The 13,462-nt window shown below is 42.7% G+C and carries 13 protein-coding genes and 1 other RNA gene; 3 read left to right on the top strand and 11 right to left on the bottom strand.

The window, feature by feature from the left end:
• Positions 1–426: 426 nt before the first annotated feature.
• Positions 427–1,164, top strand: coding sequence for a photosystem II repair protein Psb32 (gene psb32, locus V7K27_RS24030; protein WP_334950761.1), 738 nt, complete (start codon positions 427–429; stop codon positions 1,162–1,164).
• Positions 1,165–1,260: 96 nt separating this feature from the next.
• Here psb32 and V7K27_RS24025 read toward each other — a convergent pair whose 3' ends face one another.
• The 4 genes from V7K27_RS24025 to V7K27_RS24010 form a co-directional block, all read right to left on the bottom strand.
• A complete protein-coding gene (locus V7K27_RS24025; protein ID WP_334950651.1) occupies positions 1,261–1,644 on the bottom strand; it encodes a DUF4346 domain-containing protein in 384 nt (127 codons plus the stop codon).
• A gap of 139 nt (positions 1,645–1,783) precedes the next feature.
• Positions 1,784–2,272, bottom strand: a complete 489-nt coding sequence (locus tag V7K27_RS24020; RefSeq protein ID WP_334950650.1) for a pentapeptide repeat-containing protein — start codon at positions 2,270–2,272, stop codon at positions 1,784–1,786.
• 61 nt (positions 2,273–2,333) lie between these two features.
• Entirely contained in the window at positions 2,334–3,512 is a 1,179-nt protein-coding gene (locus V7K27_RS24015) for a GNAT family N-acetyltransferase (protein ID WP_334950648.1), read from the bottom strand.
• Between the two features lie 143 nt (positions 3,513–3,655).
• Positions 3,656–4,396 carry a RibD family protein gene (locus V7K27_RS24010; RefSeq protein ID WP_334950647.1) on the bottom strand — a complete coding sequence of 247 codons (741 nt, stop codon included), beginning with the start codon at positions 4,394–4,396 and terminating at the stop codon, positions 3,656–3,658.
• 294 nt (positions 4,397–4,690) lie between these two features.
• On the opposite strand from V7K27_RS24010, the gene V7K27_RS24005 reads away from it, so the two are divergent.
• Complete coding sequence (locus V7K27_RS24005) at positions 4,691–6,820, top strand: ATP-binding protein (RefSeq protein WP_334950645.1); 2,130 nt, start codon at positions 4,691–4,693, stop codon at positions 6,818–6,820.
• A gap of 70 nt (positions 6,821–6,890) precedes the next feature.
• On the opposite strand, the gene V7K27_RS24000 is transcribed toward V7K27_RS24005, so the two are convergent.
• The 3 genes from V7K27_RS24000 to V7K27_RS23990 form a co-directional block, all read right to left on the bottom strand.
• The gene (locus V7K27_RS24000; RefSeq protein ID WP_334950644.1) at positions 6,891–8,111 is read right to left on the bottom strand and encodes a Gfo/Idh/MocA family protein; all 1,221 of its coding nucleotides are present in this window, start codon (positions 8,109–8,111) and stop codon (positions 6,891–6,893) included.
• A 123-nt stretch (positions 8,112–8,234) separates the two neighbouring features.
• Positions 8,235–8,954 (bottom strand): ribonuclease III, encoded by a 720-nt coding sequence (gene rnc / locus V7K27_RS23995; RefSeq protein ID WP_334950643.1) that lies wholly within the window; start codon positions 8,952–8,954, stop codon positions 8,235–8,237.
• Positions 8,955–9,270: 316 nt separating this feature from the next.
• Positions 9,271–9,465: a hypothetical protein gene (locus V7K27_RS23990; protein WP_334950642.1), complete on the bottom strand. Its 195-nt coding sequence runs from the start codon at positions 9,463–9,465 to the stop codon at positions 9,271–9,273.
• 124 nt (positions 9,466–9,589) lie between these two features.
• On the opposite strand from V7K27_RS23990, the gene V7K27_RS23985 reads away from it, so the two are divergent.
• Positions 9,590–9,973, top strand: coding sequence for a hypothetical protein (locus V7K27_RS23985; protein ID WP_334950641.1), 384 nt, complete (start codon positions 9,590–9,592; stop codon positions 9,971–9,973).
• Positions 9,974–10,228: 255 nt separating this feature from the next.
• Here V7K27_RS23985 and rnpB read toward each other — a convergent pair.
• The 4 genes from rnpB to V7K27_RS23965 all read right to left on the bottom strand — a co-directional run.
• An RNA gene (rnpB, locus tag V7K27_RS23980) (RNase P RNA component class A) lies at positions 10,229–10,664 on the bottom strand.
• A gap of 48 nt (positions 10,665–10,712) precedes the next feature.
• On the bottom strand, positions 10,713–11,408 hold the full coding sequence (locus tag V7K27_RS23975) for a hypothetical protein (RefSeq protein ID WP_334950640.1): 696 nt from the start codon (positions 11,406–11,408) through the stop codon (positions 10,713–10,715).
• Between the two features lie 64 nt (positions 11,409–11,472).
• Complete coding sequence (gene corA / locus V7K27_RS23970) at positions 11,473–12,615, bottom strand: magnesium/cobalt transporter CorA (RefSeq protein WP_334950639.1); 1,143 nt, start codon at positions 12,613–12,615, stop codon at positions 11,473–11,475.
• A gap of 556 nt (positions 12,616–13,171) precedes the next feature.
• Positions 13,172–13,462, bottom strand: a 291-nt coding sequence (locus V7K27_RS23965; protein WP_334950638.1) for a hypothetical protein, incomplete at its 5' end; no start/stop codon positions are given.

Genomic DNA, 13,462 nt, shown 5'->3' with positions numbered 1-13,462 from the left:
ACTAGCAAGGGTGTTAGCGTCAAGTTAATACTTGCAGCCGCCCTCAAAACAAGTTTTTGCAATCAAAAAATCCTGTAATAAGCTAAAACACATCTAATTTGCATATTAAATTTTATCAAATTCTTGTGGGGTGGGCATCTTGCCCGCCTTGATCATGCAACTTAAATGCCGATTAGCTTATCATGTCCGCCAAATTACCCATAATAAAAGAACCCCACCCCCAACCCCTCCCCGCCTGCGGGGAGGGGAGCAAGAGCGCATGGCGGGGTGGGGTTCCGGGTATTATGTTTAATTGGCCAGACATCATCTAAAATATATATCTGCTGGCAATACCAGAAATTTCATCCTGTAGAAAATCGGGAACGAGGTGATTTTTGCAGTGATTCTGTAGTATTTTTGGTGCAAGTCTGTCTTAGGGATCACATGATGAAACAGCTCCTCAAACAAATATTTAGCAGTCAAAAACACCTCATTCGGCTAATTCTACCTTTGGTGACGGTTATTTTAGCAGCTTCGCTGTTTGCCGCACCTGCTTTAGCTACAGGTGTGTATCAAATACCCAACCTCACGGCAGGGAATGACACCTGGGTTTTAGATCAAAGTGAAGTCATCAGCCGTCTGAATGAAGGTAAGATTAGCAGCGCTTTCGGGGATTTGGCAAAGCAAACAGATAAGCAAGTCCGAATTGTGACTGTTCGCCGCCTCGACTATGGGGAAACACCAGAAAGCTTCACCAAAGAGCTGTTTAAAAAATGGTTTCCTACAAAAGAAGCCCAAGCTAATCAAACCTTATTGGTTATTGATACAGTTACCAATGGTACTGCCATTATTACTGGCGATCAAGTCAAGCCTTTACTCACTGACTCTATTGCCGAGAGCGTCGCTACTGAAACAGTAAGTGTGCCGTTACGCAATGGTAACAAATACAATCAGGCATTTCTAGATGCAAGCGATCGCCTTGTCGCCGTTCTCTCTGGCAAACCCGATCCAGGCCCACCCAAAATAACTGACAATGTACAGGTAGAAGGCACCTTCAAGAAAGCAGAAGAAACCAACCAAGGTAACGCTACTGCCTGGGTAGTAGGATTGTTAATTGCCGCCACCGTTATCCCAATGGCGACTTACTATATCTATCAGATAAATCAGCCATCATCTAATGGATAATGGGAGAGTTATTCAATTTTAGATTTTTAATTTTGGATTTTGGATTGAAATAAAAATCTAAAATCTAAAATCTAAAATCTAAAATCTAAAATTGGCTTAATCTTGAACATACTCTTGCCCTGTGAGTAAAGCCACCTCAGCCCGGACAAATTCTCGACCCAAATAAGCTGCATGATCTAATAGAGTTATTGGAGGAGGCTGAGTTTCTTCAAAAATCTTCACGCAAAGTTCTTTCGCCGTCCTCGCGCTAAAAACTGTCGTGTGAGTTCGTTCTACTTTTTTTCGCGCCGGAATTACCTTTCCGGTTTCTGGATCGACAGCTAAACCGCGATCGTCAATCACATTTGTAAAATGCTTGGCAGAAATTAACCCTGCATCTCGATCCAAGTAAATAATGAAATATCCACCCGGATCAAGGTCAATATGACGCTGGGAAAGTTTATCATCAATTGCGGCTAAATTTTCAACTATTAAATCCATAAGCATTATCAAAAGAAATTTTCTTTCTTGAGGGTTTTTACACTCTACATCAAGTGTAATTCCTATCTTCCTTAGTGTTCTTGATATCTTTGAGATATTTTTGATTGCTTTTACTTAAAAGCAAATCAGAGAATTAGACTCAACTATTCCGAATAGTGCCATCTGGCATGATGGTATTACGAAAATTAGTGCGACGCAGACTAGATCCTTCCAAATTGGCTCCAGTCAAGTTAGCTTCCCACAGAATACATCCCCCTAAATCAGTTCCACTCAAATTAGCCCCGGTAAGATTAGCTCTATCGAACCTAGTGTTGGAAAATCTCGCACCTCTAAGGTCAGCGTTGGTCAAGTTAGTAACTCTGAGGTTCGCGTAAGACAATCTAGCACCTCTGAGATCGGCTTCGGTCAAATCGGCACCATCCAAACAGGATTGAGCCAATTGGGTATTGACGAAACTGGCACGCTTCAAGATGGCACGCTCAAAATAGAACTCGTCCATCTTATTCCCAGTAAAGTCAGCACCACTCAGGTCAATCCCCGACAAATCCCCGTCCAATTTGACTCCAGAAAAGTTTCTTTCCCCAGCAGCATATCTTCTAATCAATTCATCACGATTCACACGATCCATAAATATATTTCTGAACTTATTAGGACTTACGCAGTGATGTTACGAAAGTAGTTCCTTTTCCTCAACCATTTTTCTCACTAAATGGCAACTCTGCATTAATTGCCTCAATCTGCTGCTGTTCGAGTTGATTCACTTCCTTAATATAGGGACGTAAAATTTGTCCTAAACGATTATTGTAAAAGCGGTGCAGACTGTGATTGGGCATCGCGGGGAAACCGCGCCGTTTTTTGTGACGCCCACCTGCGCCAGGGTCAAAAATTTGAATTCCGTTAGCGATCGCCCACTCAATCGGCGCATAATAACAAGCATCAAAATGTAAGCAATCTATTTCTTGAAAACTCCCCCAATAGCGTCCATAGAGTTTGTCATCTTTAAACAAACAAAAGGACATTCCTAAAGGATAAGAGTTATCTGACTCGCTATATGCAGCAACAAACAAGACTCGATGGCGATAATCGGTGTATAGCTGCTCAAAAAACCTCTGTGTGAGATACTTGCTACCCCACCAGCCAAACTTATCACAGGTGTCTGCATAGAACTGGTGCATCAAAGGAAACAAAGACTGAGGAATTTGATCGCCACTTAGCGGTTGCAATCGTAAACCTGCTTTCTCCACAGCTTTGCGTTCCCGCTTGATATTGCGGCGCTGATTGGCGTTAAACACTTTCAAGTAGTCATCAAAAGTTTTAAAGCCAGCATTTTCCCAAACATAGCTGTGGTGCAGCCAAGTTGTAAAGCCATGCCGTTCCAGCATCGGACGCCATTGGGGATCGACGTAGAGAAAATGACACCCAGAAATTCCATTTTTGGAGCAAAAAGTGTCAATTTCATGCACCATCATCGCTGTGATTTCATCCTCATCTTCTCCTGGGGCGATTAAAAACCGATAACCTTCAGCCGGGGTAAATGGTGTCATTCCCAGCAATTTTGGGTAATATTGGACTCCAATGCGATCGGCTAACTCTGCCCATTGGTGATCGAAAACAAATTCACCAGAACTATGTCCTTTAAGATAAAGTGGCGCAGCCGCAATCAGCGTTCGATCTCGCCACAATGTCAAGTGATTTGGCAACCAACCAGTTTTAGCCGTAGCACTCTGAGAGGTTTCGAGATTGTTCAGCCACTCCCATTCTAAAAACGGCGTTTTGAGTGGCATTGCCAAAGCATTCCAGGCATTTTGGGGTACTTCAGCGATTTTGTTCGTCCAAACGACAGAATAGCGAGGCTTAAGTTGTTCCACTTTTTAGGGGAGTAGGGAGTAGGGAGTGGGGAGTAAGAATTTTAGATTTTAGATTTTAGATTAAAGAATTGAAATTTAATCCAAAATCCAAAATCCAAAATCCAAAATTGAATTGCCCAATAAATAACTTAACTTAGCTTAATCTAATCTGCTGGTCGTTGCAGGCGATAGTGCAAAAACACTTCTTGCTCAACTGTATGAACTTCTAGAAGTTGCAACTTGGGAGCTAAATCTGGTAAAAAACCTTTCCCATCTACGGGTGTGGGTGCGGTATTACCACCTAAAATCAGTGGGCAGACAGTCAGCCATAATTCATCAATTAAATCTAATTCCAGTAAGGAAGCGACTAATTCACCTCCACCCAAGACCACCAAGCGTGTTATATGTAGAGTGGCTAGATGTTTCAAAGCTGCGGGAATGTCAATTTCTCGCGTTGGTGTTTCAAAAACTAGAATCTGCTCAAATTCTGGAGGGCATTCCTGTGTTCTGGTTTCCACAGTTGAGTGAAGCGTCTGTAAGCGTCCTTTCCATGAAACTGCTCCTGCTGTAGTCGTGAGTAGCCAGCGTCTAACTGGTTGCTTAAAAAAGTGAATTTCCGGATTGAGGTTTGCAGAGTGTGTAGTCACTATATGAACTGGCTGCGGAGACTTCCCTGCTTGCGCCCGAAGTTCCACTAAAGTTGGATCTGTGACGGTGAGTGTTGTTCCGTAAGCGCCCAGAGTACCAGCACCGAATAAAACCGCATCAGAGGCAGCGATTTGCTTTTCTAAGTGTGCTTTATCAACCCTTGAGCCAAACCGAGCAGGCGATCGCCTAAAATCTGCTATTTTGCCATCTGCACTCATTGCTAAAACAACTGTAGTATGAGGACGATGTTGCAACATTAAATTGATTTGATAGTATTAATATTTTCTTTGAACCTGTGTAGATTATCAAAAAAATCCATGCCTGCAAGCTACTGTTTTACAATTTCACTACTGTATTCATCTGCAACACAAATCGCTTCTAAATCTAGCATATATGAGTTTTGGTATCCCACGTTTCTTTTTGAATTATAGCAATTTGTTATTTTTAAACATTGAAAATAAAATTCTGATTATTTAATAAAATGTCTCATTTAGATCGTCTAATTGCATATCTTTGCTGTTGTGGTTTGCAGGTGCAAAGTGAGACACTCGATGACTAAGTTCCGCCAATCTTCCTTTCGTCGAATTTTAGTCACGAGAATATTGCTCCTGTTTGTCCCAGTTTTACTTACAGGCGAGATTGTTGCCTTAAATAAGGCACGTTCTAGCATATTGGAAACTGCCCGTCAAAATTTAGCAGAAAGCGCCATCAGTAAAGGGGAGAGAATTGGAGATGCGATCGCGATCTTAAAAGCTAATTTGCTGAGTGTAAGTAAAACAATAGTGATTCCGTCGGGTTCGCCGATACAAGAGCAAGAAATTCTCACGCAGTTAAGGCAACAACTTCCAGCCAATATTGAGTGCATCCAATTAACGAATCTGCGAACCCAGAAGATAATTGCCAGTAGCTGCGGGGATCAAGCTATTGGAGAACTGACATTACCTTCAGCTAGTGACGGAATTGATGTCAAAGCAATGTTCCCGTCAAAGGCAGGAATAACTGGTAAAAGAAACACCCAAAATCAACTGCGATTAGTGTTATCTGCACCACTCTCTGATAGCCGAAGAAATTTAGTTTACAGCTTAAGTATTCAGTCTGCATTGTACCAACAAACCATAAATCGACCGGGATCGCTCACAGGTGCGATGGTAGTGATTGCTGAAAATGGAACAATTTTGGCGCACCCACTCACAGACTGGGTAGGAACTAATATCAATCAGCACCCAAATGCTTCCCAACTCAGGAGCATAATTAAAAATGCGATCGCGGGACGAAACGATTCGATAAATTTGTCTTTTACACAGGGGAAAGAATTAATCGGTGGCTATACAGCTATTGCAAATCCTCTGACCCAACAGCAGCAGCAAAAATGGATAATCTTAGCTGTTACTAGTGTCGATAATGCGCTTTTTGGTTTACAGGAAATCAAACTAATTCTCATCGTTTTGACAGTTGGTTTGATTGGTGCAAGTTTGTTAGCGTCCCTATATCTAGCTCCTTACTTAGCACGTCCTGTAGAAGAATTGCGAGACTACGCTCTCAATATTCACTCTCACCACGCCGCACAACCAGTTCCGCACAATTTTCAAATCCGGGAATTCAATCAACTAGCCCAAGCATTAGACCAAATGGTAGAACGGCTCAAAGCTGGGGCAGAAGAACTGGAAACAGCTTGGAAAGAAGCAAAAACCGCTAACCAGATTAAAAGCCAGTTTTTGGCTACGACTTCCCATGAATTGAGAAACCCATTAAATATTATTATTAACTGTATTCGCCTGGTTGAAGATGGCTTATGTGATGACCGGGAAGAAGAAATGGAGTTTCTCAAACGTGCCGATGAAACAACGATTCACTTGCTAGGTATTATTAATGATTTACTCGACATTTCTAAAATCGAAGCAGGTAAGCTTTCAGTCGTCAGCACACCTATTGACCTCCGACAAATATTGTTAGAGGTGATTAATTTACAATCAGTTAATGTTCAACAAAAAGGCTTGCAGTTGAAATGTGAGTTAGCTCCCCAAGCGATACCAATTAAGGCAGACGCGGCAAAACTGAAGCAGGTGCTAATTAATGTTATCGGCAACGCCACTAAGTTCACCGACACCGGAAGCATCACCATTAGTACAGAACTTCAATATAGTAATGGTAAATCTCAGGTGGTAGTCGCTGTCCAAGATACAGGTATAGGCATTGATCCAACTCAACAGCACAAACTATTTCGCCCCTTTGTGATGGTGAATGGCACAACCACGCGCCAGTTTGAAGGTACTGGACTGGGATTAGCGATTTCACGAAACTTAATCGAACTCATGGGAGGCAGCATTTCTCTTGAGAGTGCGGGACTTCATCAAGGTACGACACTAAAGATTACCATTCCTTTGATTGATATCTCGCTGTTAGCTGTTCCAAAGAAAGAAGAAAATGTCGGCGATCTGGGATTTTCCTCTGAGAATGAGGGGGCAAAAGCAAGCCGCTACCCTAGCTTACAAGAGTCTGGGGGAAGTCCCTCTTTGGGGAGCAGCGAATCTGCCAAAGCAGGAGTAGACAACGAGAAGTTCCCGAAGTCCCTGCTGCTACTTGGGAAGGAGACTTGCGAGATTCGTCTTTCGCCGCTACAAACTATCCTGGTAAGTCTTCCAAAGGGAGGGGTTTGTGCAAATGGAACTTTCAAGAGGTAATTTTGTCATTTGTCATTTGTCATTTGTCATTTGTCATTTGTACTAATGACTTCGATTTCCCCACGGCAATTCAAGAGTCACTAGTTATTACTTTTGATCCTTGACGATCGCTAAGAAAAATAGGTTTGCCGCCTTGCCCAAGAGATACTGTTAGAGCAGCAAGAATTTCTACTAACTCAGTGCCTACCCAGCCTGATGAAACCTCTGAGGGAGTATTGTTGAGAATAGAGACAACAAAGGTGGAGCAAACCCTCTGTAATGGTTCCCCTGGCTCTAATTCCAGCACCACCTGCTTTTGATTCACAGGAATAAATTGATTGCCCTGCTGTTCAAACTCCCCATGTAGTAAGGTGAGAGGTGATGATAGTGACATTTCATCAAAAATCAAACTACCAAGGCTGCCCACGATCGCCAGCCGTCGCTGTTTATCAGGATTCAGCCAGCACAGGTGAATATAAGCTTGAAAGCCATCTGGGTATGTCAGTGTCAGCCATACTAGGTCAGCTAGTCCCTGAGATGAGGGGGATGAGGGGGATGAGGGGGATGAGGGGGATGAGGGGGATGAGGGGGATGAGGGGGATGAGGGAGAATAAATAGTAATTAACTCCCTCATCTCCCCCTGCTCCCTCATCTCCCCCTGCTCCCTCATCTCCCCCTGCTCCCTCATCTCCCCCTGCTCCTCACCCCCCTGTAGCCACACCGTACCCGTTGCTTGTACTTTCACAGGGATTTGACCCAGCCAAGCGTTAAAGATCGCAATATCGTGAATGGCTAAGTCCCACAGCGCATCAACATCTTGCCGGACAGGCCCTAAATGGGTGCGCGTTGCGTAGCCATAGCGTAAATCTCCTAATTTACCCGCTTGTACTACAGTTTTTCCTCGCTGAACTGCTGGGTGAAATAAATAAGTATGGTCAACCATGAGTATCAAATGATGCTTCTCTGCTAACTGGCAAAGTTCCCGACATTCTGCTGGGTTGAGGGTTAGAGGTTTTTCTGCTAAAACATGGTATCCCTGTTGGAGGGCATCTTGAATTAAAGCATAGTGGGTGGTGGCTGGAGTTGCGATCGCCACTCCTATTAACCCTGGTACTTTCTTTAAATCCTGCCACTGGGTTGTTAATACTACATTTTCATCTAAGTTAAACTGCTGCTTTACCGCCGCTAATCGTTCTGGATGTGGGTCTACTACAGCAACTACATTTGCTTGGGGATCTGCTAAGAAATTCCGCAGCAGATGCACTCCCCAACGCCCAACTCCGATGACAGCAATTTTAATTTGGTTTGTCATTAGTTATTTGTCATTTGTCATTTGTCATTTGTCATTAGTTATTTGTCATTTGTATACAAAGGACGAAGGACAAATGACCACTGACAATTAACTGATTATCAGTTTATTTGTAATCTTTTGAGTTCAGGGTTTTTGCGGATTAGTAATTGCTAAAAAAGCTACCTTGGCTGCGGCTTGTTCAGCAGTTTTGATTGAGCGTCCCTTACCAACTCCTAGCTTGTTTCCGTGCAGCCACACTTCAGCCAGGAAACGTTCTTGATTACGGTGCGGTTGACTGATTTCCACAACCCGATATTCTGGTAAAACTTTAAATTGTGCCTGAGTCCATTCTTGGAGAGCAGCTTTGTAATTAAGTCTGGCAGGATCGAGGCGAATTTCTGTGGTTAGTTGGTGGAAGTGCGGATCTAGCCAAGAGCGGATCAGTTCCAGATTTTGAGTACTTAAGTAAAGCGCACCTAAAACTGCTTCAAAAGCATCTGCCAGTCGTGACTCTAGACCAACTTTATCAGCAGTAGCACTGCCAGCGACTAGTAAGTATAACTCCAAACCATAAACTCTGGCTAATTGGGCGAGGATGCGATCGCTCACCAACACCGAACGAATTGCCGCAAAATCCCCTACTGGACAATCGGGATAATTTTCCCATAACACAACAGCTGACACCAGCCGCACCACTGCATCGCCAACAAACTCCAGCTGTTCATAATTTGCCGAATCAGAAACAGTGGGATGAGTTAGCGCTAAATCCAGCAGTTCCCATTTTATAGGTGCTTCTAGCGACAAACCTAATTTTTGGACTAAACTTTCGAGTTGCCGTTGACGGCGTGGATAAGCAAGGCGCATTGCATGAACAGGGGAAAGGGGGTAGGGGGATCTGACTTTTCACGGCATCTGGAAAACCTCACTTCTATTTCTCTCTCCTAAAAGGAGAGAGACTTTGAATTTTCCCCCAACGCTAGTAGGGAAGGGGGCTAGGGGGTTAGGTCAATCGTTAGCTTTTTCACATAACGTAAAAAGTCAGGTAGGGGGAGCAGGAGGAAACTAATATACTCCTAACTGCTAACTTTTAACTCACTACTAAAATAGGGGGAGAGAGCAGGACATAAATACTAGCTATCTATTCTAATAGTTCTCGAAGTAATACTCTAACAACTTTTAACTACTTCCCTTTATTTCTATTTAGCTTCTCTTGGATAGCTTCTCTACAGAATTCAGGAGGGTTATCTTGTTGCTGCACTTCCTCTTTCATAGATTTTGTCATGCGTAAATTCATCTTCTCAGTCAGAGGTTCTTCCCTGTCAGTCTTGAAACCATAATTTTTAATATCTGGATTACCGCGATTATCTTTAGACACTTTACGTTACTTAATAAAGCTGTACTAATGTGGAAGCGTATTGAATAATGATTAATTGGCGGATGAAACTTTCTGAGGGTATGCATCCACCGATTCCCACTTTTACAAGAGGTAACTCTATTTTATGTTTACACGCACAGAATTAGAACTTAAAAGCTTGAGAGCATTACGGGATTTATGTCTGATACAGTATGGCATCCAAGCAATAGGCAACCCTGCTGATAAGGCATCCTACATTAACGCACTCCTGACTTTTCCTGTTGTGGCCTGCAAGCAAGTGTCAGAGAATAAAGGATTGAAGTCTCCTATGCTCTCTCAAGTACAAGCGCTAGAAGCAACGCTAGAGGCTATGGGAACACCTACACCGGAGCAGTCAGCATTGCTCAAAGTGACGATGGAGGGAAAGAAGCTAGAGTACCCAGCACGGTATAGTCAAGAGAAACTGTTTGGACTCTATCGGGTTAAATGGCATCTGGATACAGCATTAGAGATACTAGGAATGCTTTAAATTAACGTGAGTTCGACAAATTTTGTTTGACCTCTCAAGAGCAGCCCCTCGACCTTGGCGTCAGCCTGCCGTTAGGCAAGCCCAGAGGGGAGTAAAAAGCTTAATTTTTCGTTGCTCCTCCCTTTCCGTTTCGGAGAGGGAGGCTGTCCGGGAAAGGTTCATCGAACTCACGTTAAATTATGAATTAACGATCGCCCAAAATCCGTACAAAAAATAATAGAGTACAAACCGTGAAAGGTTCATACTCCATTACAGGGGAAAGACTAGGTAGTAAGCCGGGTTCTGTTCTCTTGCGAGGGCAGTTATCTATCTGGGACGCCTGTTACCAAACGCCTCTAGCGGCTCTCATTGAGCGGAACTGGTAAAAGACCAACCGTAGTTCCTATCGCCTTGCTCCCAACCGGGGTTTACCGAGCCAGCACCTCTCGATACTGCTGGTGCGCTCTTACCGCACCTTTGCACCCTTACCAAAGAGTGGGGAGTGGGGAGTGGGGAGTGGGGAGTAGGGTTTTTCTTTCCCTATTCCCTATTCCCTATTCCCTATTCCCTAATTCTTGGCGGTATCTTTCTGTGGCACTATCCTCACGATCGCTCGCACTGGACGTTATCCAGCAAGTTTGGTCTTTCGGGAGTCCGGACTTTCCTCAAACCAGTAACTATGACTGATCTGCAACTGCCTGCGCCTACTCTCTCCTTAGATCCAGTGTAATCTTGGATGGCATAGTATGTTGACATGGCATTACTTCTTTTTATTCCAAGGTAGAGCGTAAGTCCAAGGTAGTTTCCTGACTGTGAAAGGACAATTGATAATACTAATGGCAGGAAAATCACGACCTGGGGCTAGACCTAAACGCACCTCAGATATCCGTAGCACCAGTTGCAGCGAAAAGTCCAACTCCTTTCTTCTGTTAATAAAGTCGTTGTATAACTTTTTTTGCCCTTTTTGCAGCCCGTTGATATCAATTAGTGGTTTTTTTGCTGAATAGGTGCCAGTTACTTGATCGCGCTGCAAAACATCTTCTGCTGTCACGGTTTCAGAAAGTGTTTTCTTGGGAGCAATCAGGCTAGGACTTTGGGGTACTGCTAAATCGCGGGTTAAATCTGGTGATTTCCGAATTACGCGACGCGATTGCTTGCTATGTTCAACTACTAAAGAGCTATTGTCCCAGTCAACGTATACAGCAATATTTTCAGATTTATTTTCAACGCTAATTCCTAAATCTTTCAAATCGTCAATTGGGTATGAGGATTTGAGTCTAAAGGAAATTCCAATTTTATCGTCGAGATTTTGTTCTTTGAGTTGCTCGTCAACGATTCCTTTTTTAAACTCAAACTTAATTTGGTCATCGATGGATTCAACCATGCGGTTAAAAACATAGGAAACACCGATAATATAAATCGTCAAAACTATTAAATTCTGGTCGCTACTTCTCATAACTCAGAATCTTAACTCCCGGTGCTAATGAATGTATATTCGACTCATCGTTCATCTGCAATTTTTAATTGCGCTTGATTATTACAGAATTTTGCAGCCAGCCACGTCGCCAAAAAAAGAATAGCAAACCAAATGCGATCGCTAACATCACTGCCAAACAAAGTGGATAGCCCCAATACCAATTCAACTCAGGCATATTATATGGCGATTTTTCAGTATTGAAATTCATCCCATATATTCCAGCCACAAAAGTCAGTGGAATAAAAATTGTTGAAACTACTGTTAGTACTTTCATGATTTCATTCATTTTGTTGCTCACTGCCGAAAGGTACACATCCATTAATCCAGATGCTAGTTCTCGATAAGTTTCCACCATATCCATCACTTGTACCGTATGGTCATAACAATCTCGTAGGTAGATTCGCACTTCTTCACTAATCAAATCGCTACCATCCCGGATTAAGGAATTAATTGCATCTCGCTGTGGCCAGATAGCACGACGTAGTTGCAGTAATTCTCGCCTAATTTGATAAATATTTTGTAGTGTTTGCGGAGTAGGTTTAACTATTACCTCCTCCTCTAACTCTTCAATTCGCTCACCATAAAGCTCCAGTACAGGGAAAAAGCCATCAATAATCGCATCTAACAGAGCGTAAGCTAAATAATCCGCTCCCTGTTTACGGATAGTACCTTTATTTTTTTCAATTCGCGATCGCACCGCTTCAAAGCAATCATGCTCTGGTTCTTCTTGGACTGTCAGCAAATAATTTTTCCCTAATATCAAACTCACTTGCTCGCTGTAAAAACCACATGTTCTTTCCTTTGCTACTACCATGCGGCTAATGAATAGCAATTGGTCTTCATAATCCTCTGTTTTCGGACGCTCCGGTACATTGACTATATCTTCTAAAACTAGAGGATGTAACTTAAAAACGTTACCCAATCGTTGTAATATATCTTGACTGCCTAGACCTTGTACGTCTACCCAAGAAATAGATTCCATCTCCAGATATGGGACACACTCCTCTGGGGTTGCTATTTGTTCGTGGATAAAATTGGTTTGGTTATAGTCAATTAAAAAAATTATCGGTAGTGGAGCATCTGCATCAATAATAATGGTTCCAGGTATAGTTCCTGGTTGGTGATAGAACTCATTTTCATATAGCCTAGTTACTATTTTGGGGAGCCGCCGCAGTTTTCGTGCCATTAAATATTACCTAATAGTTATTGGTCATTGGTCATTGGTCATTGGTAAAAATAATTGACCAATGACCATTTACACATAATTTTACAAAATTTAATACAAATAGGACTTACGCACTCTACAAATTCATCGTGATGTGCGTTAACAAAAATAGGTTGTTTCAGGCTTTTCTTAATTATCCTTTGGTTGTAAATAGATGATGCTGTAGGGGAAAAGCCATGCTCATTGGTGTCAACTTAAGCTCAAATGCTTATCTCACAGACGTTTTACCCCCCTTAATCCCCCTTATAAAGGGGGAAAAAATCCAGTTCCCTCCCCTTTATAAGGGGAGGGTTAGGGTGGGGTAACGCGGATCGTGATGAGAAACCAAAGAATTGAATATCACGTCTTGGCAAGGGTTTCACCTTAAGTTGACACGTATGAGCTTTTGCTTTACCCCTACGAAAGATATGGTTTTTCACCTGAAGCATATTTGGTATTTGTTGTCAATACGTAACTCCTGACAAAGACGGTAATTTCTAGGTTATAAAAAATTTGGAGGTGTTATAAATCTGTAGAGTCAACCTGCTCCTACTTTTTTTAACTCAGGACTTAGTAAGGTTAAAGTAAAAGTTACTACAAAAAAAGCGGAAGTTTCTACAGAGAAGGCGGAAGTTGCTACAGACTGCGCCAAACACGGAAACGTCAAGGCAGAAGTTCTTACTCTTAAAGCGGAAGTTGCTACAGACTGCGCGAAACACCGAAACGTCAAGGCGGAAGTTCTTACTCTTAAAGCGGAAGTTGCTACAGACTGCGCGAAACACCGAAACGTCAAGGCGGAAGTTCTTACTCTTAAAGCGGAAGTTGCTAC

Source organism: Nostoc sp., from assembly GCF_036919575.1.
Classification (GTDB): Bacteria; Cyanobacteriota; Cyanobacteriia; order Cyanobacteriales; family Nostocaceae; genus Nostoc.
The sequence above is the reverse complement of the archived record's forward strand: the minus strand, read 5'-3'. Positions and strand labels throughout refer to the sequence as shown.

Coding starts and splice junctions, on each gene's coding strand:
- V7K27_RS24020 (WP_334950650.1), bottom strand. CDS start 2,272: ATGGATCGTGTGAATCGTGATGAATTGATTAGAAGATATGCTGCTGGG.
- V7K27_RS24000 (WP_334950644.1), bottom strand. CDS start 8,111: ATGACAAACCAAATTAAAATTGCTGTCATCGGAGTTGGGCGTTGGGGA.
- corA (WP_334950639.1), bottom strand. CDS start 12,615: ATGGCACGAAAACTGCGGCGGCTCCCCAAAATAGTAACTAGGCTATAT.
- psb32 (WP_334950761.1), top strand. CDS start 427: ATGAAACAGCTCCTCAAACAAATATTTAGCAGTCAAAAACACCTCATT.
- rnc (WP_334950643.1), bottom strand. CDS start 8,954: ATGCGCCTTGCTTATCCACGCCGTCAACGGCAACTCGAAAGTTTAGTC.
- V7K27_RS24025 (WP_334950651.1), bottom strand. CDS start 1,644: ATGGATTTAATAGTTGAAAATTTAGCCGCAATTGATGATAAACTTTCC.
- V7K27_RS23985 (WP_334950641.1), top strand. CDS start 9,590: ATGTTTACACGCACAGAATTAGAACTTAAAAGCTTGAGAGCATTACGG.
- V7K27_RS24005 (WP_334950645.1), top strand. CDS start 4,691: ATGACTAAGTTCCGCCAATCTTCCTTTCGTCGAATTTTAGTCACGAGA.
- V7K27_RS24010 (WP_334950647.1), bottom strand. CDS start 4,396: ATGTTGCAACATCGTCCTCATACTACAGTTGTTTTAGCAATGAGTGCA.
- V7K27_RS23975 (WP_334950640.1), bottom strand. CDS start 11,408: ATGAGAAGTAGCGACCAGAATTTAATAGTTTTGACGATTTATATTATC.